At 70.2% G+C, this 22,815-nt stretch carries 21 protein-coding genes and 1 pseudogene; 10 read left to right on the forward strand and 12 right to left on the reverse strand.

The features are described 5' to 3' along the window. Positions 1–72: 72 nt before the first annotated feature. Entirely contained in the window at positions 73–960 is an 888-nt protein-coding gene (locus ACWD3I_RS11950; protein ID WP_365392048.1) for a DUF3152 domain-containing protein, read from the forward strand. 19 nt (positions 961–979) lie between these two features. Here ACWD3I_RS11950 and ACWD3I_RS11955 read toward each other — a convergent pair whose 3' ends face one another. Further along, positions 980–1,669 (reverse strand): hypothetical protein, encoded by a 690-nt coding sequence (locus ACWD3I_RS11955; RefSeq protein WP_365392051.1) that lies wholly within the window; start codon positions 1,667–1,669, stop codon positions 980–982. 168 nt (positions 1,670–1,837) lie between these two features. On the opposite strand from ACWD3I_RS11955, the gene ACWD3I_RS11960 reads away from it, so the two are divergent. The 3 genes from ACWD3I_RS11960 to ACWD3I_RS11970 are packed head-to-tail and all read left to right on the forward strand — an operon-like array spanning position 1,838 to position 3,376. Continuing rightward, a complete protein-coding gene (locus ACWD3I_RS11960; RefSeq protein ID WP_365392053.1) occupies positions 1,838–2,317 on the forward strand; it encodes a GNAT family N-acetyltransferase in 480 nt (159 codons plus the stop codon). Beyond that, positions 2,314–2,724 (forward strand): DUF3885 domain-containing protein, encoded by a 411-nt coding sequence (locus ACWD3I_RS11965; RefSeq protein ID WP_365392055.1) that lies wholly within the window; start codon positions 2,314–2,316, stop codon positions 2,722–2,724. The genes ACWD3I_RS11960 and ACWD3I_RS11965 overlap by 4 nt, the downstream gene beginning before the upstream one ends. A 10-nt stretch (positions 2,725–2,734) precedes the next feature. Then, on the forward strand, positions 2,735–3,376 hold the full coding sequence (locus ACWD3I_RS11970) for a hypothetical protein (RefSeq protein ID WP_451084072.1): 642 nt from the start codon (positions 2,735–2,737) through the stop codon (positions 3,374–3,376). A gap of 7 nt (positions 3,377–3,383) precedes the next feature. Here ACWD3I_RS11970 and ACWD3I_RS11975 read toward each other — a convergent pair. Further along, positions 3,384–4,087, reverse strand: a pseudogene (locus tag ACWD3I_RS11975) (SDR family oxidoreductase); the annotation flags it as partial. 201 nt (positions 4,088–4,288) lie between these two features. Here ACWD3I_RS11975 and ACWD3I_RS11980 point away from each other — a divergent pair. From ACWD3I_RS11980 to ACWD3I_RS11990, 3 genes are read left to right on the forward strand one after another with little or no spacing between them, the layout of a single operon-like run. Continuing rightward, a complete protein-coding gene (locus ACWD3I_RS11980; RefSeq protein WP_451084082.1) occupies positions 4,289–5,326 on the forward strand; it encodes an iron-siderophore ABC transporter substrate-binding protein in 1,038 nt (345 codons plus the stop codon). Continuing rightward, positions 5,323–6,309, forward strand: a complete 987-nt coding sequence (locus ACWD3I_RS11985) for a FecCD family ABC transporter permease (protein ID WP_365392059.1) — start codon at positions 5,323–5,325, stop codon at positions 6,307–6,309. Before ACWD3I_RS11980 ends, ACWD3I_RS11985 begins: the two co-directional genes overlap by 4 nt. Further along, entirely contained in the window at positions 6,306–7,325 is a 1,020-nt protein-coding gene (locus ACWD3I_RS11990) for a FecCD family ABC transporter permease (RefSeq protein WP_365392062.1), read from the forward strand. The genes ACWD3I_RS11985 and ACWD3I_RS11990 overlap by 4 nt, the downstream gene beginning before the upstream one ends. Positions 7,326–7,373: 48 nt before the next feature. Here ACWD3I_RS11990 and ACWD3I_RS11995 read toward each other — a convergent pair whose 3' ends face one another. Then, entirely contained in the window at positions 7,374–8,417 is a 1,044-nt protein-coding gene (locus tag ACWD3I_RS11995) for an NAD(P)-dependent alcohol dehydrogenase (RefSeq protein WP_365392064.1), read from the reverse strand. 169 nt (positions 8,418–8,586) lie between these two features. Between ACWD3I_RS11995 and ACWD3I_RS12000 the strand changes: the two genes are divergently transcribed. Beyond that, positions 8,587–9,507, forward strand: a complete 921-nt coding sequence (locus ACWD3I_RS12000; RefSeq protein ID WP_365392066.1) for a helix-turn-helix domain-containing protein — start codon at positions 8,587–8,589, stop codon at positions 9,505–9,507. Positions 9,508–9,516: 9 nt separating this feature from the next. Here the strand turns inward: ACWD3I_RS12000 and ACWD3I_RS12005 are convergent, their stop codons facing one another. The 7 genes from ACWD3I_RS12005 to ACWD3I_RS12035 form a co-directional block, all read right to left on the reverse strand. Beyond that, positions 9,517–10,029 carry a hypothetical protein gene (locus ACWD3I_RS12005; RefSeq protein ID WP_365392068.1) on the reverse strand — a complete coding sequence of 171 codons (513 nt, stop codon included), beginning with the start codon at positions 10,027–10,029 and terminating at the stop codon, positions 9,517–9,519. Beyond that, positions 10,026–10,814: a group II truncated hemoglobin gene (locus tag ACWD3I_RS12010; RefSeq protein WP_365392070.1), complete on the reverse strand. Its 789-nt coding sequence runs from the start codon at positions 10,812–10,814 to the stop codon at positions 10,026–10,028. Before ACWD3I_RS12010 ends, ACWD3I_RS12005 begins: the two co-directional genes overlap by 4 nt. Positions 10,815–10,891: 77 nt before the next feature. Next, the gene (locus ACWD3I_RS12015; RefSeq protein ID WP_365392556.1) at positions 10,892–14,140 is read right to left on the reverse strand and encodes a S8 family peptidase; all 3,249 of its coding nucleotides are present in this window, start codon (positions 14,138–14,140) and stop codon (positions 10,892–10,894) included. Between the two features lie 238 nt (positions 14,141–14,378). After that, the gene (locus ACWD3I_RS12020; protein ID WP_365392072.1) at positions 14,379–15,062 is read right to left on the reverse strand and encodes an ABC transporter ATP-binding protein; all 684 of its coding nucleotides are present in this window, start codon (positions 15,060–15,062) and stop codon (positions 14,379–14,381) included. A gap of 127 nt (positions 15,063–15,189) precedes the next feature. Continuing rightward, complete coding sequence (locus ACWD3I_RS12025; RefSeq protein WP_365392074.1) at positions 15,190–16,677, reverse strand: ABC transporter permease; 1,488 nt, start codon at positions 16,675–16,677, stop codon at positions 15,190–15,192. A 136-nt stretch (positions 16,678–16,813) separates the two neighbouring features. After that, entirely contained in the window at positions 16,814–18,076 is a 1,263-nt protein-coding gene (locus tag ACWD3I_RS12030; RefSeq protein WP_365392076.1) for a L,D-transpeptidase, read from the reverse strand. A 230-nt stretch (positions 18,077–18,306) separates the two neighbouring features. Continuing rightward, positions 18,307–18,660, reverse strand: coding sequence for a hypothetical protein (locus ACWD3I_RS12035; RefSeq protein WP_365392078.1), 354 nt, complete (start codon positions 18,658–18,660; stop codon positions 18,307–18,309). Positions 18,661–18,770: 110 nt separating this feature from the next. Here ACWD3I_RS12035 and ACWD3I_RS12040 point away from each other — a divergent pair, with 110 nt between their 5' ends. Then, complete coding sequence (locus ACWD3I_RS12040; protein ID WP_365392080.1) at positions 18,771–19,070, forward strand: LPXTG cell wall anchor domain-containing protein; 300 nt, start codon at positions 18,771–18,773, stop codon at positions 19,068–19,070. 42 nt (positions 19,071–19,112) lie between these two features. Beyond that, positions 19,113–19,913, forward strand: coding sequence for a hypothetical protein (locus tag ACWD3I_RS12045; RefSeq protein WP_365392082.1), 801 nt, complete (start codon positions 19,113–19,115; stop codon positions 19,911–19,913). A 49-nt stretch (positions 19,914–19,962) separates the two neighbouring features. Here ACWD3I_RS12045 and hutH read toward each other — a convergent pair whose 3' ends face one another. Together hutH and ACWD3I_RS12055 are read right to left on the reverse strand one after the other, a co-directional pair. After that, positions 19,963–21,501 carry a histidine ammonia-lyase gene (hutH, locus tag ACWD3I_RS12050; protein WP_365392558.1) on the reverse strand — a complete coding sequence of 513 codons (1,539 nt, stop codon included), beginning with the start codon at positions 21,499–21,501 and terminating at the stop codon, positions 19,963–19,965. A gap of 79 nt (positions 21,502–21,580) precedes the next feature. Further along, entirely contained in the window at positions 21,581–22,729 is a 1,149-nt protein-coding gene (locus ACWD3I_RS12055) for a GGDEF domain-containing protein (protein WP_365392084.1), read from the reverse strand. Positions 22,730–22,815 lie beyond the last annotated feature (86 nt).

Genomic DNA, 22,815 nt, shown 5'->3' on the forward strand with positions numbered 1-22,815 from the left:
CGGATCGTTCGTTATCGTTTCGTTATCATTCGGGCCAGATCCGATCACATGGCGGCCACAATCTGGCCAACCATGACCGCCCACACCACCGCACCCTCCCGTTCCCGACGCCGCCGGCGCGGCGCCGCGCACGCCTCCTCCGGACGGCGGCGCGGAACGGGACGCGTGTGGGCGGGTCTGGTAGCCCTGACCGTCCTCGGTGCCGCCGGGTTCGCGGCCGCCCAGTGGGCGCCGCCCGGAGACGGGGAGGCCAGGACGGACACCGGACGGAAGACGGCCCCCGACCGTAGAGCGACACCGACACCGACACCGACACCGACCCCGACGACCGATGCGCGCTCCACCGAGCGGGCCAAACCCGCCCCCGCCCCGTCCCGCACCACCACCCCGACCATCCCCGTGACCGGCCCCGGCACCTTCGTCACCGCATCCGGCGGAAGCCCCAAGGTCGGCAACGGAAGGGCCCTGCGCTACCGCGTCGAGGTCGAGACGGGGCTCGATCTGTCCGCCGCGGACGTGGCCGAGCAGGTGGACCGTGTCCTGGCCGACCCCCGGGGCTGGACGGCGGACGGCACCTCCGCGTTCCAGCGGATCTCGTCGGGAACCGCCGACTTCGTCGTCAAGGTCGCGACCCCGGGCACCGTCGACACGATCTGCGCGACGCAGGGCCTGGACACCGGGGGTGAGTACAACTGCAGCGTGAACGACAACGTCATGGTCAACCTCAGGCGCTGGGAGCTGGCCACCCAGTACTACGCCGACGACGTACGGTCCTACCGGGCCCTGATCATCAACCACGAGGTCGGCCACTTCCTCCGCCACGGCCACGTCACCTGCCCCGGCCCCGGCAAACCCGCCCCGGCGATGATGCAGCAGATCAAGGGCCTGAAGGGCTGTGTCCCCAATGTCTGGCCCTACGACGTCCAGGGACGGCTCATCACCGGACCGGCCGTGCCCTGACGCCGTGCCGGGGCCACGCTCACCGGGAAGCCGGCAGCTTCTTCAGCTGCGCCTCGACGATCGCTTCCGGTACGACGGCCGGGCCCGAATCTCCCGACGCACGGGGGCGATCGGACTCGTAGAACATGGCGACGGTGGCTCCTTGCCGGACGGCCACCACCGCGAAGGGCACCCGGACAGGCTCCTCGCCCCCGGCGCCGGCCACGACCTGAGTGAGCCGCAGGGACACGGACTCGTCGCCGTACCCGGGGTCGGGCCGCAGTTCGGTGTCCTCGTAGGGGAAGTCCGCCGTGACGTCCTCGAAGGTCTCGCACTCCTCGGCGGCGGTGCGGAGTTCGGCGATCACCCGTGCGGCGTCCTGACCGCTGTGCGACGAAAGGATCATGGTCGCCCCGGTTGCGCTGTCCTTCTTCGAGAAGATCATCCGGCCGACGCGCGCGACGGCGCCGAAGCCGCTGCTTCCCCCCAACGCCCGGGCGACGGGGGCGCATTCGTCGGGATCGGCCGTACGCCGCGACGCGGACGTGTCGGTCACCGTCTTCTCGATGTCGTAACCGCCGAGGTCCGCCTGCGTGAGCACCGCCTGTTCGAGCTCCGCCGCGCTCAACGGCTCCGCCTCCACGACGGCCACGTCCGCCGAGGCGTCCGCATCGGAACCGCATCCGGCGAGCGTCGCACACAACGTGAGCACCGCCAGAGAAACGCCCATCCTTGACTGCCGAACCATCGCCGTCCCCACCCGTTCCGCGCCCGCTCCCCATTGGAGCATCGATCAGCAGCGTAGAACGCCAGTCCCGTCCCCGAGGGCCCGAACCAAGATCCGTGACCGCGCAGTCGGCCTCGCGGACCGTCGTCGAAGTTGCGGAGCCGTCAGCCCATGACCGAAGCTCCCGGCATGAACGTCCGTGTGGAGATCGCCCGCGAGGCGAGCCAGGAATTCGTCGACGCTTTCGCCCGCCTGCTTCCCCAACTGTCGTCGACAGCGAAGCCCCTCGGCCATGAGGCCGTCGACGGCATGCTGACGCACGACGCGAACACCGTCCTCCTCGCCCGCACCCAGGCCGGGATCGTCGGCACCCTGACCCTCGTGATGCTCCCCCTGCCGTCCGGTCTGCGGGCCCGCGTCGAGGACGTCGTCGTGGACACCGCCGCCCGCGGCCAGGGAGTCGCCGGCCTGCTCATCGAGGAGGCCCTCCGCATCGCCCACGAGGCCGGAGCCCGCACGGTCGACCTGACCTCCCGCCCGGACCGCGGCCCGGCGAACCGCCTCTACGAACGACTCGGCTTCCGGGCCCGGGAGTCCACGGTCTACCGCTTCCCGCTGGAGGGCCGGACCGCCGGCCCGACCCCCTCATGACCGACGCCCATCCACTGACCGAACTCTGGCGGCAGCGGCGCCCGTCCGTCGCCCACACGATCCGGAGTACATACCCGGACTGCTGGGCGAGCCCACGCGAGGCACTGCACCCCGGCGGCGGCCACTGGTGGACCGAACCGAACCAGCAGAACGACGATCCGGAGGTCCACACCTTCGTACGCCTCTACGCCGCCCGGCACCCCTGGGCACCCGGCCGTCTCGACGAACTCCTGCGCGCCGTCGCGGACGACACACTGGGCGGCGTGTTCGTCTGCGACACGGAACTTCGCCGTATCCACCATCCGTACGACGGTGGCGCCGACGTCATCCTCACCACGGCGGCCGAACGGGACCGGTTGCGCGACCTGCATCGGGACCGGCTCTCCAGCGACCCCGGGGGGATGTGAAGCAGGGACCATGGATCATGGTGGGGTGCGAAACGTGGAGGAGGCCGGTGGCCGTGGCGGACTGACCGCCTACCAGGCGGAGTTGCGGGACCGTATGCTCGCCGCCCCGGTCGTGCCCGCCCCCGAGCCCTGGCGGCCGGTCTTCGAGGACTGCGCCCCCGTCGGCGGGCTGCTCGGCATCGGTTTCGCCACGCATCCGGAGAACGGCCGTGACCTGGTGATGGTCGTGTCCGTTGACGGGCACGGCCTGTTCGACGCCGTCACGGGAGAGCGGATCGCCCGGGACCGCGACCCCGATCCCGATGCCGAGGAGTGCGGTCGCGACGCGCCTCCCGGGCTGTCGTGCCCGGGGCTCGGGCCGATCGCCGGCCGCAGGGTGTACGTCGCCGGGCTCCTCGGCGGCGCGCTGCACACGGGCACCGGTGACGGGTGGGTCCTGGAGGTCGTGAGTCCCGACTGGCCGCACGACCGGGTCCTGCTCTCCTGCGGCAGCAGCATGCCGCACCGCGCACCGCACGGAGAGGGGTGGTGGCACATCTTCCACGCGTACTACTCCGAGTTGCGGGCCGTCGGCTTCTCCCCCTCCGGCCGCACTCTCGCCGTGGCGACCAGCAGCGACGTGACCCTGTGGACCCGCGCCCCCGCCGACTGAGCCACCCCACGCGCCCCACCAGAAACTCCTCCCAGGTCCGCTTCCCCGTCTCCGCCCCCTGGAGTGTGAGGTTCGCCCCCGCGCGGTACGCGTTCCCGGCCTTGCCCGGTATCCGCACCGGCATCCTCAACCGGCTCCTCCTCCCCCGGAGTTCGAGGTACGGACGGGCCAGCCCGGCGGTGTCGTACGTCTTCGGACCCACGATGTCGGGACCGCCCCCTGGGGCTCGCCCAGCGTCAACTCGACGAGTCGTGCCGCCACTTCGGCCGGGTCCACCGGCTGAAGACGCAGACCTCCGGGCACCGGCAGCACCGGCAGCCTGGTCATCTTCTCGATCATCGTGAGGGTCAGGTCGTGGAACTGGGCCGCCCGCAGGGTCGTCCGGGGGATGCCCGAGTCGGCGATGACCCGCTCCGAGTCGAGCTTGGTCCGCAGCCAGGCCAGCGGGACGCGGTCGGCGCCGATGACCGAGATGTGGACGAGATGGCGCACCTCGGCGGCGACGCAGGCCCGCACCGGGTTCCGGGGCACCTCGTCGTCCCCCTTCGGCCCGCCCGCCAGATGCAGGACCGTCCCGACAGCGTCCCCGCCCTCGCGGGCACCGCGGCTCAGAACCCGCACCTCGTGACCGGCCGCCCGCAGCAGCGGAACCACATGACCGCCCAGGGTGCCCGTGCCGCCGGTGACCAGGAGGGGTGCCGTCTTCGTCATGTCTGCTCCAGTTCCGCGAGGTTCGACTGCCTTCACCGGACTGACCCCGGGCGTCGGGCGATGTGACGGACGGCGGCGGACTTTTTCTCGTATTGCGCGCTCGTCCCGCGCGAGGAACACACAGCGACACCGCTTAAGGTAAGGCTTGCCTAAGCAAATCCCCCCAGTAGATCGCCGGAGCAAGTCGTGCGCGCAGTGAGAATGAGGGCCGTCCTGGCCACGGTCGCCGTCGGAGGGCTGCTCGTCGGCTGCTCGTCGACGGACGAGGGCGCGAAGAAGGACGAAGGCTCCCGGAGCAACGTCATCGGTGCCTCCGAGGGCGCTTCCGAAGGACCGTCCGCCGCTCCCAGCGCCCTCGCCGCCGGCATGGGCTCCGACCAGGACACCGACGGCACCTTCCCGCGCACGGTCACCCACTTCAAGGGCGGGACGACGCTGAAGACCGAGCCGAAGAAGATAGCCGTGCTGAGCACCGGCCAGCTCGACGACCTGCTGTCCCTGGGCCTCGTCCCCACCGCGACCACCCGCGCCGACAACGCCGGCCTCGTCCCGGACTACCTCGCCGACGCCTTCCCCAAGGACAAGGCCGAGCTCGCCGGCATGACCGACGCGGGCACCCGCCAGGCCCCCAACCTCGAGTCGCTCGCGGCCGCGAAGCCGGACCTGATCCTCGCCAACGACTCCCTCGGCGACCTCTACCCCAAGCTGTCGAAGATCGCGCCCACCGTGATCACCGCCGGCAACGGCATCAACTGGAAGCGCGACCTCCTGCTCGTCGGCGCGGCCGTCGGCAAGGGGCGGCAGGCCCAGAAACTGCTCGACGACATCGTTGCCGACGCCAAGGAGAAGGGCGCGGCACTCGGAACCAGCCCCACCGTCTCCATGGTCCGCTTCACCCCCGACCGCACCCGCATGTTCGGTGTCTCCTCCTTCACCGGCTCCCTCGCCGTGGACATGGGCCTCGACCGCCCCGAGTCCCAGCGGTTCAACGCCATTTCGGAGGACATCGGGCCGGAGAGCGTCGACACCGCCGACGGGGACTGGATCTTCTACTCCGTGCAGGGGGACGCGAAGAAGACCGACGCCTCGAGCGTCCTCGCCGGACCGCTATGGAAGTCCATGAAGGCGGTCCAGGCCGGGCACGCGGTGAAGGTCGACGACGACCCCTGGTACCTCAACGCCGGTCCCACCGCCGCGCGTCTGGTCGTACGACAGCTCGCCGAGCACATCGGCGAGTGACCGCACGTCTCGCCTGGCCGGCGGCCGTCCTCGCGGTGGCGGCCGCGGTGCTGCTCAGCCTCGCCGTCGGCACCCGTCCCGTCCCGCCCTCGGCCGTCCTCGACGCACTGCTGCACGGCGGGGGTTCACCGGACGCGCTCGTCGTACGGTCCCTGCGCCTGCCCCGCACCGAGGTCGGGCTCACCGCCGGGGCCGCGCTCGGGCTCGCGGGCGCCGCGCTCCAGGGCGTCACCCGCAACCCGCTGGCCGACCCGGGCGTCCTCGGGCTGAGCCAGGGCGCGGCGGCAGGGGTCGTGCTGGCCATCGCCCTCGGTCTGGCGAACGGCTTCGCGGGGTACGTCCGGTACGCCTTCGCGGGTGCCGTCGTCGCCGCGTGCCTGGTGTACGCCATCGCCGCGCGCGGCCGGGGCGGGGCCTCGCCGGTGAAGCTGGCGCTGGCGGGGACGGCGTTCTCGGCGATGACGGCCGGCGGGACGACGGTGGTCCTGACGTCGAGTTCGGCGACGCTCGACCAGTTCCGGTTCTGGCAGGTGGGCGCGTTGAGCGGCCGGGACGCCGGGACGGTCGTACGGATGCTGCCGTTCCTGTGTGCCGGGGCCGTGCTGGTGCTGGCCTGTGCGCGAGGACTGGACGCGCTGGCGCTCGGCGACGAGACGGCTCGGGCGCTGGGGCATCGGGTGCATCTCGTACGGGGTTCCGCGGCGCTCGGCGCGACGCTGCTGACCGCCGCCGCGGTGGCCGCCGCGGGACCCATCGCCTTCGTGGGGCTCGCGGTGCCTCATCTGGCCCGGCGGCTGGTCCGTGGCGGGCATCGGGCGGTGCTGCCGCTGTCGGCGCTGCTGGGGGCCGTGCTGCTGCTCGGTGCCGATGTGGCGGGCCGGGTGGTGCGGGCTCCCGCGGAGGTGCCGGCCGGGGTCATGACAGCGCTGGTCGGAGTGCCCGTGCTGGTGGTTCTCGTACGCCGAAGGGGTGCGGCCTCGTGAAGACGCGGACCGTCCTGCGCCCCACGCCCACCACCTCGCTCGTCCTGCATCGGCGTTCCGCCGTGGTGGCCGTGGTCCTCCTCGGCCTCCTGGCCGCCGTCATGCTGGCCTCCGCCTGCCTCGGCCAGACGTACGTCTCCCCCGTCGAGGTCTGGCACACACTGCGCACCGGGGACGGCCCCCACGCACTCGTCGTGGCCGAGCTCCGCGTACCCCGCATCGTGCTCGGCGCGCTCGTCGGCGCCGCCCTGGGGCTGGCCGGGGCGCTCGTGCAGACCGTCACCCGCAACCCCCTCGCCAGCCCCGACGTCATCGGTGTCGGACACGGAGCCGCCGCCGCGACCGTCCTCGCGCTGGCCACCGGGACCATCACGTCCCCCGGGGCCGTGCCCGTCGTCGCGGTCGCCGGTGGGCTCGCGGCCGCCGCGCTCGTCTACGTCCTCGCCTGGCGGCACGGGATGCAGCCGAGCCGGTTCGTGCTCACCGGCGTCGGGATCGGGGTCGCGCTCTCCGCCGTGGTGCAGCTGTATCTCACGGACAGCGAGCTGGAGGCGGCCGAGCAGATCAAGCTGTGGCTGACCGGGAGCCTCAACGGGCGGGGCTATGAGCAGGCGGGGCCACTGGCCGTCGTCCTGCTGCTCTCGCTGCCCGCGCTCGTGTGGGCGAGCCGGGCGTCGCTGCCGCTCGGGCTGGACCCCGACACGGCGGCCGCGCTCGGGGTGCGGGTGGACCGGGTGCGGCTCGGGCTCACCGTCCTCGGGGTCGTGCTCGCCGCGACGGCTACCGGCGCGGCCGGGCCCATCGGCTTCGTCGCCCTCACCTCGCCCCAGCTGGCCCGCCGCCTCACCCGAACACCCCGACTGCCGCTGCTCAACGCCGCGTTGACGGGCGCGGTGGTCCTGGTCGCCGCCGATCTCACGGCCCGCACCCTGGTGCCTCCGCTGGAGATCCCGGTCGGCGCGCTCACCGCACTGGTCGGCGGGCCGTATCTGCTGTGGCTGCTGGGGAAGCGGTGAGGGCCCCGGAGCAGTGCGGCTCCGGGGCCCTCGGTCATGGGGGAGGTGTCAGATCGTCGCCGTGTCGATCACGAAGCGGTACCGGACGTCGCTCGCCAGCACCCGCTCGTACGCCTCGTTGATCTCGTCGGCGCGGATCAGCTCGATCTCCGCGCCGAAGCCGTGCTCGGCGCAGAAGTCCAGCATCTCCTGGGTCTCCTGGATGCCGCCGATGCCGGAGCCGGCGAGGGTCTTGCGGCCGCCGATCACCGAGAACAGGTTCAGCGCGACGGGCTCCTCGGGGGCGCCGACGTTCACGAAGGCGCCGTCCGTCTTCAGCAGGGACAGGTAGGCGTCCAGGTTCAGCGGGGCCGAGACCGTGGAGAGGATCAGATCGAAGGTGCCCGTGAGCTCCTTGAAGGTCGTCTCGTCACTGGTCGCGTAGTAGTGGTCGGCGCCCAGCTTCAGGCCGTCGTCCTTCTTGCGCAGGGACTGGGACAGGACGGTGACCTCGGCGCCCAGCGCGTCCGCGATCTTGACGCCCATGTGGCCGAGGCCGCCCATGCCGACGATCGCGACCTTCTTGCCGGGGCCCGCGTTCCAGTGCTTGAGCGGGGAGTACGTGGTGATGCCGGCGCACAGGAGCGGGGCGGCCTCGTCGAGCCCCAGGCCCTCGGGGATGCGGACGACGTAGTTCTCGTCGACGACGATCTTCTCGGCGTAGCCGCCGTAGGTGGGCTCGCCGTCCTTGCCGACGGCGTTGTACGTGCCGGTCATGCCGCCGCCGGTGCAGTACTGCTCCAGGCCGGCCTTGCAGTTGTCGCACTCGCGGCAGGAGTCGACCATGCAGCCGACGCCCACCCGGTCGCCGACGGCGTACTTGGTGACGCCGGGGCCGACCTCGGAGACGATGCCGGCGATCTCGTGGCCGGGGACCATCGGGAAGATGGCCTCGCCCCAGCCCTCACGGGCCTGGTGGATGTCGGAGTGGCAGATGCCGGCGAACTTGATGTCGATCAGGACGTCGAACTCGCGGACCGCGCGCCGTTCGATGGTGGTGCGCTCCAGCGGAGCCTTCGCGGCGGGGGCGGCGTACGCAGCAACGGTGGTCATGCCGGGGTTCTCCTAGCAGTGGTGTCGCACCCGGCCGCCTTCTGACCGGGTACGCGACCACCTTGCCCCAGCGGAGGGTGTTCACCCAGGTCACCGCTCTGCCTACGTTCGCTGTTCCTACTACTGGCGGGGTCAGGATGATGGGCGTACGACCGTGAATACTTGAGGCATGGACGAACGCCCCGAACCCGTACAGGAGCCCTCCGGCAGCGCGCTGGACCGGCGTGCCGAGCTGAGCGAGTTCCTGCGCACCCGGCGGGCCCGGCTGAAGCCGGAGGACGTGGGGCTGCCGGACTTCGGACGGCACCGGCGGGTGCCGGGGCTGCGGCGCGAGGAGCTGGCGCAGCTGGCCGGGGTGTCCGTGGCGTACTACACGCGCCTGGAGCAGGGCAACGGACGGAACGTGTCGGCCGAGGTCCTGGACGCGATCTCCCGTGCCCTGCGGCTGACCGACGCCGAGCACGCCCATCTCACGCATCTCGCGAAGCCGAAGCAGCACAAGAAGAAGCAGACCGGGCGGACCCAGCAGGTGCGCGGAGCGCTGCTCCAGCTGCTCGACTCGATCGACGGGGTCCCGGCCTACATCTCGGGCCGCCGCTCCGACATCCTGGCCTGGAACCGGATGGCCGCGGCGGTCTTCGGCGACTGGTCCGAACTGCCTCCGCAGGACCGCAACTGGGCCCGGATGGTGTTCCTGCGGCCCGAGTACCGCGACCTGTTCGTGGAGTGGGAATCGAAGGCGACCGACATCGTCAGCTATCTGCGCATGGACGCCGGCTGCCACCCCGACGACCCGCGCCTGTCCGCCCTGGTGGGTGAACTCTCGGTCAAGAGCGAGGAGTTCAGACGGCTGTGGGCCACCCATGACGTCAAGGAGAAGGGCTACGGCGTCAAGCACTTCCGTCACCCCCTGGTGGGCGACCTCTCCCTCTCCTTCGAGTCCTTCCGCCTGTCCGACGACAGCGAACAGATGCTGATCACCTACCATGCCGAACCCGGCTCGCCCTCGGCGGAAGGCCTGCGCCTGCTGGCCAGCTGGGGCACGGACGCGACCCGGGCGGGCAAGGACTCGACGGCCCCGCAGACCTGACCGGGCGCCTCAGTCCGCGACGCCGAGGTCCTCGCGCATCAGCCGCCGCATCTCGGACAGCCGGGGCTCGGCCTCCTTCAGGTCGAGCAGCGCCCGCACGGCGCTCTCCCCGTCCCGGGCCCGCCCCCGGTCGAGCCGTTTCACCACGGCGTCGATACCCGCCAGCACCTCGTTCACGGCCCGCGAGGTTTGGAGGATCCGCTCCGGGACGACCATCTGCGCCTCGGCGTACCGGTCCCGGTACTCCCGCCGCACCTCCTCCAGCTGCTCGCGGTCGTGGTCCGTGTAGACGTCGTCGCGCAGCCGGTGCAGGGCGTCCTTGAGGAGGGTGTGGAACTGACGCGAGGCCCGGTTCATCGCCGTATAGGCGGTCCGCCGGTCCTCGAACAGCCGCCTGCGCTCGGTGAGTTCGGCCTCCTCCGCCCGCTGTCGCGAGGTCAGCCGCTGACTGAGGACAGGGGCGAAGAGAGTGCCGAGGACACCGACCACGGCGGTGATCATGGCGGTCACGGCAGCGGTCATGCGCGGACCCTACGTCGCCCCTGGTACGGCGGCATCACCCCCCACCCCCACTTCGGCACCGGCTGCTCCGCCGGCGGCTTGGCGTCGGGTCCTGAGAAGTACACGGCGAGCCGGGTGCCCCACTCGATGTAGGCGAGGAAGGCCGAGCGGAACTCGGCGTCGGTCGGCAGGCCGGCCTCGTCGGCGGCGTCCTGGATGAGGCTGACCCAGCGGCGGCGCTGGGGCTCGGTGATGCCCCGGCCCAGGTGCTTGGCGACCATGTGGCCGTGGCCGCCCTGGGTCTCGGAGTACCCGGGCGGGCCGCCGAAGACCTCCGCCAGCCAGAGGGACACGTGCTCGGCGTGTTCGGGGGCCAGGCCGTCGAACACCGGGGCCAGCAGGTCGTCCTTGAGGACCTTGCCGTAGAAGACCGACGTCAGACGGGCGAAGGCCTCAGCGCCGCCCGCCCACTCGTACAGCGTGGGCACGGCCGAGCCCGCGCCGCGTACCGTCGTCGGCTTGTAGTGCCGCATCTCCTCGATGTCGGCGATGTACGGACGGATCTCGGCGAGGAAGTCGGGGAAGAGTTCCGACTTGCGGAAGCCCTCGATGTGGTCTTCCGTCGAGGTCCACGTGATGCGCAGGACGAAGTGCGCGAAGTCCTCCTCGCAGCGCGCCAGTTCGTAGTCCACGCACTGCGGCGCCGCAGCCAGCTGGGCCGCGGCGCGGGTGTAGGCGGCCAGGAACTCCGCCGAACGGTCTTCCGGGATGTGGTACCGGACGTATTCCACGGTGTGGGCGGTCATGGGGCCACACAAACACGGAAGCCCCACCGGAGGCTGCTCCTCCGGTGGGGCTTTCGCTCATGGCCTACTGCGGCGGACTACTTTCCGTAGTACGCGTTGTAGATCGAGATCGTCGACTTGTTGCCCTTCTTGTCGGCGATCTTGGCGTGGAAGGAGATGCCCTTCCCCTTCTCCGGGTTCTTCACGGTGATCTTGCCGCCCGTGACCGTGACCTTCTTCCAGGTCTTGCCGTAGTCGTAGGACACGTACACCGACAGCGACTTCAGGTTGGAGCCCTTGGCCGCACCCTCGACGACGACCGGGATCTTCACCGTCTCGCCGGCCTTGACGCGGCTGTCGAGCCCCGTCTTGGCGTTGAAGCGAGCCGTGGAGACCGGCAGCGAGACCAGGTCCGCGGAGGACTTCTTCGAGCGGAACGTGAAGCTCGCGTCGATCCGCGTCGAAGCCGCCGCCACCTTGACGCTCCGCTTCACGGACGTCGTCAGCTTGTACTCGGCGTCGGCGGCGGGAACCTTGAAGGCCTCCTCGCCGAAGAACGGGTCCGTGTTGGAACCGACCTTGGTGCCGTTGCGGTACAGCTCCGTCTTCACCGAGGAGAAGACGGACGAGCCCGCGTGGGTGGCGCCGTCCGCGAACAGCGGCAGGTAACCGTAGAGGTTGTTGCCCTCACGGAACACGCCGTAGTTCTTGTTCAGGTGCGGACCGAAGACCGCGGTGTTGAAGGTCTTCGTGTACTTCTGACCCGCCTTGAAGGTCTGCGGGTCGCCCAGCGTGTAGTAGGCCTCCGTGATCGGGAAGCCGTCCGCGTCCTTGCCGTTGTACTGCTCGAAGTCCAGCGTCCACTGGATCTTGTCGGACGTCGAGAAGTACACCGTGCGGGTGCCCGGCAGCGACTGCTCCACGGGGGAACCGATGACGATGTCCGTGGGGAAGAAGCCCCAGGCGGTGAGCCCACCGGTCTTGCCGGCCGCGGCCGCGCCGAGGTTGTTCTTCACCGTGGCGAGCTCGGACGCCTTGAAGTGGCGGACCTTGTCGCCCTGGATCTTCTTCACCTGGGCGGTGGTGGCCACGTCGTACTCGGCGTCGTCACCCTTGGTCCACTGACCGCTCCAGGTCTGGCTCAGACCGGTCGCGACCTGCCCGCCGAGGTGTGCCATCCGCAGGTCGGCGAAGGACGGCAGCCCCACACCGATGCCGATGCCCGCCGACTCGTAAAAGTAGCTGACCATGCCGAAGAGCTGCTTGGCCCCGGCGTCCGGCACCGTGATGTCGGGCGACTTGGTGGTACGGGCGTCGATCGTCACCGAGCTGTTCTTGGTGACGCTCAGCTTCGGCTGGACCACCCAGTCCAGGCCACCCTCCAGGTTCACCCAGTCCTTGGCGATCCAGGCGTCCAGCAGATACGTGCCCTTGGGCAGACGCATCTTGGTGGTGCCGGACTCGTCGATCGTCACCTGGTAGCCGAGGTTCGCGGCCAGACCGGTGTAGCCGAGCAGGACGGTGTTGTAGTCCTTGGCCGGCTGACCGTCCTTGCCGATGTGCTTGACGGTGAGGTCGTACGACTCCACCTCACGCTGCACGGCCGCGGCCGTACGGACCGTCTGGCCGCCGCCCGTCGCGGTCACGTACGCGGAGTACGCGCCGTCGACCGTGCCGCCCAGCTTGGTGTTGACGGTGAAGTCGACGGAGGCCGTGCCGCCCGCCGGGACCGTCACCTTCGTCTTGGCGAGCTTGAAGAAGCCCGCCGGAGCCGCCGCGCCCTTGGGGTTGGTGGCCTTCGACGACAGCGTCAGCGTGACGTCCTTGTCACCGAGGTTGCGGTACGTCAGCTTCTTGGCGACCGGCTTGTCATCGGTGTGCGGCCACAGCTGCGTACCGAAGCTCACCGACACCGGGTCGGCGATCACGGTCTGCTTGATGGCCTTGTCGACCTGGATCCGGCCCGAACCCTGCTCGAACGGGGTGTACTTGCCGCCCTTCGTGGAGGCGGTCAGCGCGCCCTTGAGTTCGGTGTAGGTCCACTCCGGGTGCTGCTGCTTCAGGATCGCCGCGGCGCCCGCGACATGCGGGGTCGCCATCGACGTACCGGAGATGGTCAGATAGCCGGCCGGCTTCTCACCGACGTCCTGCTCGATGACGCTGCCCTTGGCCGAGGCGGCCGTGATGTCCACGCCCGGCGCGGTCACGTCCGGCTTGATGGCGCCGTCGCCGACCCGCGGGCCGGTGCTGGACCAGGGGGCCAGGACGTCCTTGTCGTCGACGGCGCCGACGGTGAGCGCGGCGTCCGCGCTGCCCGGCGAACCGACCGTCTGCGGACCGGAGTTGCCCGCCGCGATCGCGAAGAGCGTGCCCTTCTCGGCGGAGAACTTGTTGACCGCCGCCTCCAGCGGGTCGATCTCCGGGGTGTCCATGCCGCCGAGGCTGAGGTTGACGACGTCGGCGCCCTGCGCGACGGCCCACTCCATGCCGGCGAGGATGCCGGAGTCGTCGCCCGAGCCGTTGTCGTCGAGGACCTTGCCGTTGAGGAGCTTGGCGCCGGGCGCCACGCCCTTGTACTTGCCGCCCGACTTGGCGCCGGTGCCCGCCGCGATGGACGCGACGTGCGTGCCGTGGCCGAAGTGGTCGGTGGCGTCGGCGGCCGTGGAGAAGTTCTTGGCGTCGATCACCTGGTCCTTGAGGTCCGGGTGAGTGGCATCGACACCGGTGTCCAGGACTGCGATCTTGACGCCCTTGCCGTTGTAGCCGGCGGCCCACGCCTTGGGGGCGCCGATCTGCGGCACGGACTTGTCGAGGCTGGCCTTGCGGACGCCGTCGAGCCAGACGTGCGCGATGCCGGAGGCCGTCTTGTCGCCGTTGGTGACCGCGTCCCACAGCTCGGGCGCGTCGGCGGTCGAGGTCTGCACCGCGTCCGCGTTCAGCGACTTCAGGGCCACGCGGAGCGTGCCCGCGTCCCGGACGTCGTCCTTCGCGGCGGTCGCGGCGCCCTTGTAGCCGACGATCACCTTCAGGCCCTTGGCCTGCGACTTGCGGGTCGCGGACTTGTTGAGCTCGGTGATGTCGAAGAGCCGCTGGTCCAGCTTGCCGGTGGCGACCAGCTGGGCCGCGTCGGCGGGTATGACCAGGGTGTGCCCGTCGGCCTTGCGGACCTGGAACGGTATGCGCTCCCGCCCCTTGGCCCGCTCGACGCTGACGACCTGTCCCTTGGCGTCGACGGCGACCCGGTCACCCGTGATCAGAGTGATGCGATGGTGTGCCTTGAGTGAGGAGGAGGCTGCCGGTGAGCCTGCCGCCCGCTGCTCCGGCTCCGCCGCCGCGGGGCTGGTCATGCCCGCCGCGAGGGCGACCGCTGCTCCCGTGGCCACGGTGGCAGCACAAACTCTTTTCACTTGTCTGCGCAAGTTTCCCCCTTGCTGAAGGACCGGGTGAATTCCCCGTTCACCCGGGCGGGGGCGGTCCCGCACGCATGCGCGTGCACCCCCCGGAACACGCAGTATGCCGGGGGGCGATCAGGCACCTCAATAGACAGGAACCCCACAGCGGGGCACTGTTACGTGTTGCTCATATTCATGCGCCCGCGTTCTCCTTCACCGTGATCCTGCCCTTGCGGATGGTCGCGATCCGCGGGGCCTTCCTCGCGATGGACGAATCATGCGTGACCATGATGAAAGTGAGCCCGAGCTCCTTCCACATGCGTTCGAGTACGTCCATGATCTCATCGCGCATCGACTCGTCGAGGTTGCCGGTGGGTTCGTCGGCGAGCAGCACCTTGGGGTTCTTGACGAGGGCGCGGGCGATCGCGACGCGCTGCTGCTGTCCTCCGGACATCTCGCCGGGCAGGTGTCCGAGGCGTTCTCCGAGGCCTACGGACTTCAGCGCCTCGGCGGCCCGTTCGCGGCGTTCCTTCACCTTGGTGCCGAGGGGGACGAGGGCGGTTTCCACGTTCTCCTGTGCGGTGAGCGTGGGGATCAGGTTGAAGGACTGGAAGACGAAGCCGATGTTCTCGCTGCGGACCCTGGTGAGCTTGGCCTCGGAGAGCCTGGCCAGGTCGGTGCCGTCGAGGACGACCTCGCCTTCCGTGGGGCGGTCGAGACCGCCGAGCATCTGGAGGAGGGTGGACTTGCCGCCGCCGGTGGGGCCCTGGATGACGAGGCGGTCCCCGTCGGCGATGGTGAGGTCGACGCCGGCGAGGGCGTCGACGGTTTCCCTGCCTCGGGTGTAGCGCTTGGTGACGCTTCTGAGTTCGTACACGGGTGGCTCCTGGGTGGGGTTCGGGGTGGTGCGTGTCGGTTGTCGGCTGCGGGCTGGTGGGGGCTGGTCGCGCAGTTCCCCGCGCCCCTGAGTGGGTCAAGTCCCGTCGGCCACGCAGAACCCCTCGCTACTCGACTCTCCTCAGCGCGTCCGCCGGACGCAGGCGTGATGCGCGCCAGCCGCCGAACGCGCCCGCGATCAGGCCGCCGGCCACCGCGAGGCCCACCGCGATGGCCACGGTCGTCACGCTCACCGGGGCCGTCAGGGCGACCTCCAGGGTCTTGGACGTCGCCGCCCGGCCAGGGCCGCCGCCGAAGCCGCCGCCACCGCCGGGGCCGCCGCCCGCGCCTCCGCCGCCTCCGGTCGAGCCGCCCAACTGGGCCTGGAGAGTGGGGCTGATGGCGGTCACCACGTACGCGCCCGCCAGGCCGAGCGCGATCCCCAGCGCGCCGCCGAGCAGCCCGTTGACCATGGCTTCGCCGACGACCTGCCGGGTCACCCGGCCCGAGCGCCAGCCCAGGGCCTTGAGCGTGCCGAACTCGCGGACCCGGCGGGAGACCGCCGAGGAGGTCAGCAGACCGGCGACCAGGAACGCGGCGATGAGAACCGCGATGGAGAGCCACTTGCCGACGCTGGTGGCGAGGTCGGAGGCGGTGGAGAGGGAGCCGGAGACGGTGTCCGCGAGGTCGGCGGAGGTCGTCACGGTCGTACCCGAGATGTTCTTCTGGATGGTCGACTTGACGGCGTCGATCTGCTGGGAGTCCGTCGCCTTGACGTAGATCGTGGTGACCTTGTTCTTCTGGTCGCTGATCGTCTGCGCCTGCTTGAGCGGGATGTACAGGTTGGCCGCCGCGTCACCGCTGTCCGCGGTCGCGACGCCGATCACCTTGAACTCGACCTTCTTGACGGTGACCGTGGAGCCGACCTTGAGCTCCTTCTCCTTGGCGTAGGCCGAGTCGACGACGGTCACCTTGGCGTCGGTCTCCGTCGACTTGAAGGTACGGCCGCTGGTGATCTTGGAGGAGGTCAGCGGGCCGGCCCCGGACTGGGTGACGTCGGTGCCGTAGACGGAGTAGTTGTTGACGTCGAAGTTGGCGCCGCCGCCCCGCACTTCGCCCTGCGGCTGGCCGGTGCCGCCGCCGTTCCCACCGGGGCCGCCCTGCTGCTGGCCGCCGTTGTCGTTCTGCTGGAACTGGCCGCGGGTGAACTGACCGTCGACCTTGACGACCTGGAGGCTCAGACCGCCGACCGCGTCCGAGACACCCTTCTGCGAGCCGACCTTGGTGACGGTGGTGGCGGCCAGCGTCTGGAAGCCCTGGGGCATGACGATGTCGCTGCTCTGCTCCGCGTCGGAGTCGCTGTCCTGCGCGTCGAACTCGAAGCGGGGGCGCTGCTGGGCGTTGTCGCCCGACTGCGCCGGGGCGGCCTTGGTGACCGTCATGTCCGTGCCGAGACCGTAGAGCGACTCCAGGACCTTGTCCTGGGCCTTGCCCATGCCGGAGGACACGGAGTTGACCACGATGACCAGCGCGATACCGAGCGCGAGCCCGGAGGCGACGACGAGGGCCGCCTTTCTGCGGCGGCGCAGTTCGCGCCTCAGGTAGGTGAAGAACATGCGCCGCAAGCTAGGTACGGCGCGTGATGACTGGATAAGGCCTAAATAAGAGATGCATGAGAAGGCTGTGGTGAGGCCCAGAAACACCGATGCCGCCCCTGGGGGCGGCATCGGAAAACTGTGAACAGACCCTGGATCAGGCGGCCGAGCCGGCCTTCCAGTCGGCCCAGCTGAGGTTCCAGCCGTTGAGGCCGTTGTCCGGGGAGACCGTCTTGTCGCCGGTGTTCTGGACGATCACGACGTCGCCGACGATCGAGTTGTTGTAGAACCAGTAGCCCGCGGTGCCCTTGTCGTTGGCGCCCTTGGTGTCCGAGAGGCCGACGCAGCCGTGGCTGGTGTTCACGCTGCCGAAGATGGACTTCGCGCCCCAGTAGTTGCCGTGCACGAAGGTGCCGGAGTTGGTGAGGCGGATGGCGTGCGGCACGTCCTTGATGTCGTACTCGCCCTTGCCGTCGTCGTCGGTGAAGCCCACGGTCGCGCCGTTCATGCGCGTCTCCTTGAACTTCTCGGACATCACCATGATGCCCTCGTACGTCTTGTTCTCCGGGGAGCCGGCCGAGATCGGGATCGTCTTGACCGTCTTGCCGTCCTGCGTGACCTTCATCTGCTTGGTCTTCGCGTCGACGTACGTGACCTGGTTGCGGCCGATCTTGAAGGTGACCGTCTTCTGCTGGACGCCGTAGACACCGTCCGCGCCCTCGACACCGTCGAGCGCGAGCTTCAGCGTGACGGTGGAGTTCTCGGTCCAGTAGTCGTCCGGGCGGAAGTCGATGCGGTTGGCGTTGAACCAGTGCCCGACGACCTCCTGGCCGCTGGACGAGGAGACGGTGATGCCCTTCTGGACGGCCGACTTGTTGGTGATCGCCTTGTCGAAGTTGATCGACACCGGCATGCCCACGCCGACGGTGGAACCGTCCTCCGGCGTGAAGTTGCCTATGAAGCTGTTGGTCGGGGAGACCGTGGTGAACGAGGCGTTCTCGTGGGCCACGCGGCCGTCGGAGTCCTTGGCCTCGGCGGCCAGCTTGTAGGTGGTCGAGCGCTCCAGCTGGGCGCTCGGCTTCCAGCTGGTCTTGTCGGCGGACAGCGCGCCCGCGACCTCGGCGCCGTCGGCGGTCGTCATGGAGACGTCCGTGAGCGTGCCCTTGCTCACGGTGACGGCGGCCGAGTTGTTGATGGAGGCGTTGTCCGAGCCGTCCTTGGGCGTGATCTTGATGTCGGCCTCGGACGTCTTCTTGGCCGCCGCCTCGTCGGCCTTGGCCTGCGAGGTGTCGTTGCTGCTGCCAGAGGCATCGTTGTCGCCGCTGGAACAGGCCGACAGTACGAGCACACCGCCGAGCAGTGCGGACGCGACCGTAAGGCCCCTGCGCCGCTTACTGACCGTCATCACACGCTTCTCCATCGTTGCCGAATCCCCAAAACCCCGAGAGTCCCCGTTAATGAATCTTCAACGCTACGACCGGTTCGTCCCGTTCCACATTCTTCGAAGGTGTGGGGCACACCACGTCCGCCGTGGCGGGTGGTGCGACTGCAGCCACTAACGACTGCGCCGCGGGCGGTTCGTGCGCCCCCTGAGACGAGTAAACCCCGGGCGGCGGTTGCCGTCCGGGGTCACGATTTCCCCAAGACTGCTCAGCCGGCCACCACTGCCGCTTCTTCGTCGTCGTCCTCGGTCACATCATCCTCGTCGAGGTCCCACTCCGGCGAATCCGGGTCGTAGTCGATCTGCTCGCTCGACCAGGAGGCCTGCACGAGTTCGACCCCGGGTACCTCGCTGACCAGGTCGAACGGATCGACGAGATACGCGAGGGCCTCCGCGGTGTCTTCCGTCACAGCGCTCTCGGCGTGGGTCTGCTCGTCGGCCGGCATCTCGGAATCGTCGGCGATCCGCTCCAACGCGGCCCTCGTCACGGCCTCCTCGTCGCCGATCTCGACGACGAGTTCCACGCGAAGGCGGACAAAACGTGATGTCTCTGAAGTGCTCATGTCCCGGAGAGTACGGCCCTTCGCCCCCGTGACTTTCCTGTGACCCGCCCCTTTCATTAACATCGCCCCACACGGCCAATTCGCCAGCGCCACAAGGGGATCGATATTCCGTGTCATCCGCTCGCCGTTCGTTGCTGACCGCCACCGCCGCGGGCACCCTCCTGGGCGCCCTGTGGTTCGTCCCTTCCGCCAACGCGTCCCAGGACGAACCGGCGAGAACGCAGGTCACGCAGCAGGCCAGGGCCACGACCGCCGAGTCGGCCCAGGACCAGGACACGCAGGACGGCGCCCGGCTCGCCGACACCGGCAGCTTCGACACCACGCCGTACGTCGTCGGCGGCACGGCCTTCCTCGGCCTCGGTGCCGGTTTCGTCGTCTATTCGGTGCGCCGGGAACGTCTCGGGTTTTGAATCGACTTGACGCGCGTTTGACCAAAACCTCATAGTCCGCTCATGAAGAGATCATCGGGGGCGCGCATAGGCGCCACGCTCGCCGTGAGCGCGCTGTCACTCGCCCTCATCACGGGCTGTTCGGACGAGGGTTCGGACGACGCCAAGGAAACGGGGTCGGATTCCTCCTCGTCCGCCCCGGCCGGGAAGACGTACACCGCGGCCGAACTGCAGAAGCTGATCCTCGCCCAGGGCGATGTGGACGGCTACAAGGTCGCCAAGACGCTCGGGGCTCCGGAGACCAAGGACGAGGTCACGACCTCCGACGAGAAGTGCCGGCCGCTCGCCTTCGCCATGTCGGCCCAGGCGCCCGGTGACGCGGCCGCGGAGACCAGCGTCCAGGCCACTCAGGAGAAGAACCCCACCGACACCGCCTCCAAGTCCGTGGAGGACCTGGCGGAGGGCGAGGTGGAGGACACCCTCACGGACGCGATGAGCGTCAACGTGACGATCGTCGGCCTCTCGTCCTACGAGGGCGACGGCGCGGCCAAGACCTTCAAGTCCGTCTCGGACGCCGTCGAGGGCTGCTCCGGCGGCTTCACGGTCACCGCGGACGGTGAGAAGCAGAAGCTCACCAAGATCACCGCGGAGAAGGGCTCGGGCACCGGCGACGAGTCGATCGCCTTCGCCTCCGAGGGCGAGATGGAGGGCTCGGCCGACACCGGTACCGTCCACGCCGAGGTCGTCCGCCACGGCAACACCATCGCCACGTACTACACGATCAACCTCGGCTCGCTGATGACCGGCAAGGCGTACCCGGTCGACGGCACCGTCGTCGACGCGCAGGCCAAGAAGCTCAAGTAAGCACCGTCGCAAGGGGGCCCTGTCGCACGACAGGGCCCCTTCATGCCGTCTACCGAAGCGGTCCGGTGACCGTCTCGGCCGCCGCCACCAGCTGCCCGCTGCGTACGAACGCGTCCGCCGCGGCCAGGTCGGGCGCGAGGAACCGGTCCGGGCCCGGACCCTGGACGCCCGCCTTCCGTACGGCCTCGATGACCGCCTGCGAGGCCGGCGCCGGGGACAGCCCCTCGCGCAGCTCCACCGCGCGCGTGGCGGCGTACAGCTCGACGGCGACGACCCGGGTGAGGTTGTCGACGGCCGTCCGCAGCTTGCGCGCCGCCGACCAGCCCATGGACACGTGGTCCTCCTGCATCGCGGAGGACGGGATCGAGTCCGCCGACGCCGGCACGGCCAGCCGCTTCATCTCGCTCACCAGCGCGGCCTGGGTGTACTGGGCGATCATCAGCCCCGAGTCGACGCCCGCGTCGTCCGCGAGGAACGGCGGCAGACCGTGGCTGCGGTTCTTGTCGAGCAGCCGGTCGGTACGCCGCTCCGCGATGGAGGCGAGGTCGGCGGCGGCGATGGCCAGGAAGTCCAGGACGTAGGCGACGGGTGCGCCATGGAAGTTGCCGTTGGACTCGACCCGCCCGTCGGGCAGTACGACGGGGTTGTCGACGGCGGACGCCAGCTCGCGCTCGGCGACCAGCCGCGCATGCGCCATCGTGTCCCGCCCGGCGCCCGCGACCTGCGGGGCGCAGCGCACCGAGTAGGCGTCCTGCACGCGCGGCGCGTCGTCCTGGTGATGCCCGGTGAGCTGCGAACCCTTCAGTACGGCCAGCATGTTGGCGGCGCTGGCGCCCTGCCCCGGGTGGGGGCGGATGGCGTGCAGTTCGGGGGCGAGGACCTTGTCGGTGCCGAGCAGGCCCTCCATCGACAGGGCGGCCGTGATGTCGGCCGACTTGTAGAGCATGTCGAGGTCGGCGAGTGCCATGACCAGCATGCCGAGCATGCCGTCGGTGCCGTTGAGAAGGGCGAGGCCCTCCTTCTCCCGCAGCTCGACGGGGGCGATGCCGTGGGTGGCGAGCAGCTCACCGGCGGGCCGCAGGACCCCGTCCGGTCCCTCGGCGTCCCCCTCGCCCATGAGCGTGAGGGCGCAGTGGGACAGAGGCGCGAGGTCGCCGGAGCAGCCGAGGGAGCCGTACTCGTGGACGACGGGGGTGATCCCGGCGTTCAGGACGTCGGCCATGGTCTGCGCGACCTCGGGACGGACACCGGTGCGGCCCGAGCAGACGGTCTTCAGCCGCAGGAACATCAGCGCCCGTACGACCTCCCGCTCCACCCGCGGGCCCATGCCGGCGGCGTGCGAGCGGACGATGTTGCGCTGGAGCTGGGCGCGGAGCTCGGTGCTGATGTGCCGGGTCGCCAGTGCGCCGAAGCCGGTGCTCACGCCGTAGACGGGGTCGGGCTTGGCGGCCAGCGCCTCCACGATCTCGCGGGCGGCGGCGAGCGCCGTGACCGCCTCGGCGGAGAGCTCGATCCGGGCGCCGTCGCGCGCCACGGCGAGAACGTCGGACGCGGTCACCCCGGACGTCTCCACCACCACAGTGTGCATATCCATATTCAGGAGCGTACGCACTGAAGACGAGGATGTCACGAGTGGGGGCGGGGTTTGCCCCTTACCCGTGCGTACGTCACAGACGCCGCCCCCGGAACCGCCGACGCTCCGCATGCCCCTCCCGGGAGGGCGCGTCGGCCAGTCGTACGACCGGGTCGTCGGGCCCCTCCCGCCCCGCGACCACCGGCTTGGCGGCGCGTTCGGCCTTCGCCCGGTACTGGGCGGCGTCGGCGAGCCGGAACAGCCGGCGGGCGGAGCGGACGGGCCCGATGGGATCCTCGGTCGACGCGACACCGCAGGCCACACCGTCCCCCAGTTCCAACTCGGCGGCCCGGCGGCACAGTTCGTCGGCGGCCTTCACCACCTCGTCGGCACCGGGGCCCACGACGAGCAGACAGAACTCGTCCCCGCCGAGCCGCGCGGCGAGCGCCCCCGGCAGCATGGCGCCGCAGAGGGAGAGAACGGACCCGAACCGCTCCAGCAGCCGGTCCCCGACGGCGTGCCCCTGGGTGTCGTTGACGCGCTTGAGCCCGTTCAGATCGCAGACGACGAGGCTGACGACGACACCCTCCCGCTTGTGCCGCTCCACCGCTTCGTCAAGGCGTACGTCGACGGCCCGACGGTTCGCGAGACCGGTGAGCGCGTCGGTGAACGCCAGCCGTCTCGCCTCCTCCAGCCGCTCGGTCTGGGCGATCCCGGCGGCGACGACGGAGGCGAGGACGGTGGCGAAGTCGGCGTCGGCGCGGTCGAAGACGGGTTGCCCGGCGGGGCGGGCGACGTAGAGCTCGCCCCAGGCGCGGCCGTTGAGCACGATGGGGGCGACGACGCAGCAGCCGCGGCCTCTCCTGCGCAGGGCGGCGACTCGCTGGTGGACGTATCCGGGCCGGCGCCCGGCGGCGGGTCCCTCGGCCGTCTCCACCCAAGCGTTGGGCTCGCCGCCCCCGGCCCACCGCTCGTGCAGGAACTCGGTGATCTCGGGGAACTGGTGGACGGGGTACGCCTCGCCGTCGGGGAACTCCTTCTCGTCGGGCGCCCGCTCCCCGACGTTGACGAGGACCCTGAGGCGCCCGAGCTCCCGCTCCCATACGGACAGCGCGGCGAAGCTCCCACCGAGGGCCCGGCAGGCACCGGTCGCCGCGGCGCGCCACGCCTCGCGTGAACCATGGGCTGCCGCCATGCCCTGAGCCAACGCGACGACGGCCGCGAGCCGCTTGTCCTCACCCATCACTCCAGGCTAGGGAGGTTTGGGACGAACAGGGACATTGATGCGCCGAACAGGTGTTGGGGGCGCCGGAAAGGTGGGGTGGCTGA

Source organism: Streptomyces sp. NPDC002817 (assembly GCF_053592055.1).

Bases quoted from the DNA above. Each gene is read 5' to 3' on its own strand.
- ACWD3I_RS11970 (WP_451084072.1), top strand. From the start codon at position 2,735: ATGGATCATGGTGGGGTGCGAAACGTGGAGGAGGCCGGTGGCCGTGGC.
- ACWD3I_RS12035 (WP_365392078.1), bottom strand. From the start codon at position 18,660: ATGAGCACTTCAGAGACATCACGTTTTGTCCGCCTTCGCGTGGAACTC.
- ACWD3I_RS12045 (WP_365392082.1), top strand. From the start codon at position 19,113: ATGAAGAGATCATCGGGGGCGCGCATAGGCGCCACGCTCGCCGTGAGC.
- ACWD3I_RS12005 (WP_365392068.1), bottom strand. From the start codon at position 10,029: ATGACCGCTGCCGTGACCGCCATGATCACCGCCGTGGTCGGTGTCCTC.
- hutH (WP_365392558.1), bottom strand. From the start codon at position 21,501: ATGCACACTGTGGTGGTGGAGACGTCCGGGGTGACCGCGTCCGACGTT.
- ACWD3I_RS11965 (WP_365392055.1), top strand. From the start codon at position 2,314: ATGACCGACGCCCATCCACTGACCGAACTCTGGCGGCAGCGGCGCCCG.
- ACWD3I_RS11960 (WP_365392053.1), top strand. From the start codon at position 1,838: ATGACCGAAGCTCCCGGCATGAACGTCCGTGTGGAGATCGCCCGCGAG.
- ACWD3I_RS12055 (WP_365392084.1), bottom strand. From the start codon at position 22,729: ATGGGTGAGGACAAGCGGCTCGCGGCCGTCGTCGCGTTGGCTCAGGGC.
- ACWD3I_RS12010 (WP_365392070.1), bottom strand. From the start codon at position 10,814: ATGACCGCCCACACCGTGGAATACGTCCGGTACCACATCCCGGAAGAC.
- ACWD3I_RS11950 (WP_365392048.1), top strand. From the start codon at position 73: ATGACCGCCCACACCACCGCACCCTCCCGTTCCCGACGCCGCCGGCGC.
- ACWD3I_RS12025 (WP_365392074.1), bottom strand. From the start codon at position 16,677: ATGTTCTTCACCTACCTGAGGCGCGAACTGCGCCGCCGCAGAAAGGCG.
- ACWD3I_RS12000 (WP_365392066.1), top strand. From the start codon at position 8,587: ATGGACGAACGCCCCGAACCCGTACAGGAGCCCTCCGGCAGCGCGCTG.
- ACWD3I_RS11955 (WP_365392051.1), bottom strand. From the start codon at position 1,669: ATGGGCGTTTCTCTGGCGGTGCTCACGTTGTGTGCGACGCTCGCCGGA.
- ACWD3I_RS12015 (WP_365392556.1), bottom strand. From the start codon at position 14,140: ATGACCAGCCCCGCGGCGGCGGAGCCGGAGCAGCGGGCGGCAGGCTCA.
- ACWD3I_RS12030 (WP_365392076.1), bottom strand. From the start codon at position 18,076: ATGGAGAAGCGTGTGATGACGGTCAGTAAGCGGCGCAGGGGCCTTACG.
- ACWD3I_RS11980 (WP_451084082.1), top strand. From the start codon at position 4,289: ATGAGGGCCGTCCTGGCCACGGTCGCCGTCGGAGGGCTGCTCGTCGGC.
- ACWD3I_RS11995 (WP_365392064.1), bottom strand. From the start codon at position 8,417: ATGACCACCGTTGCTGCGTACGCCGCCCCCGCCGCGAAGGCTCCGCTG.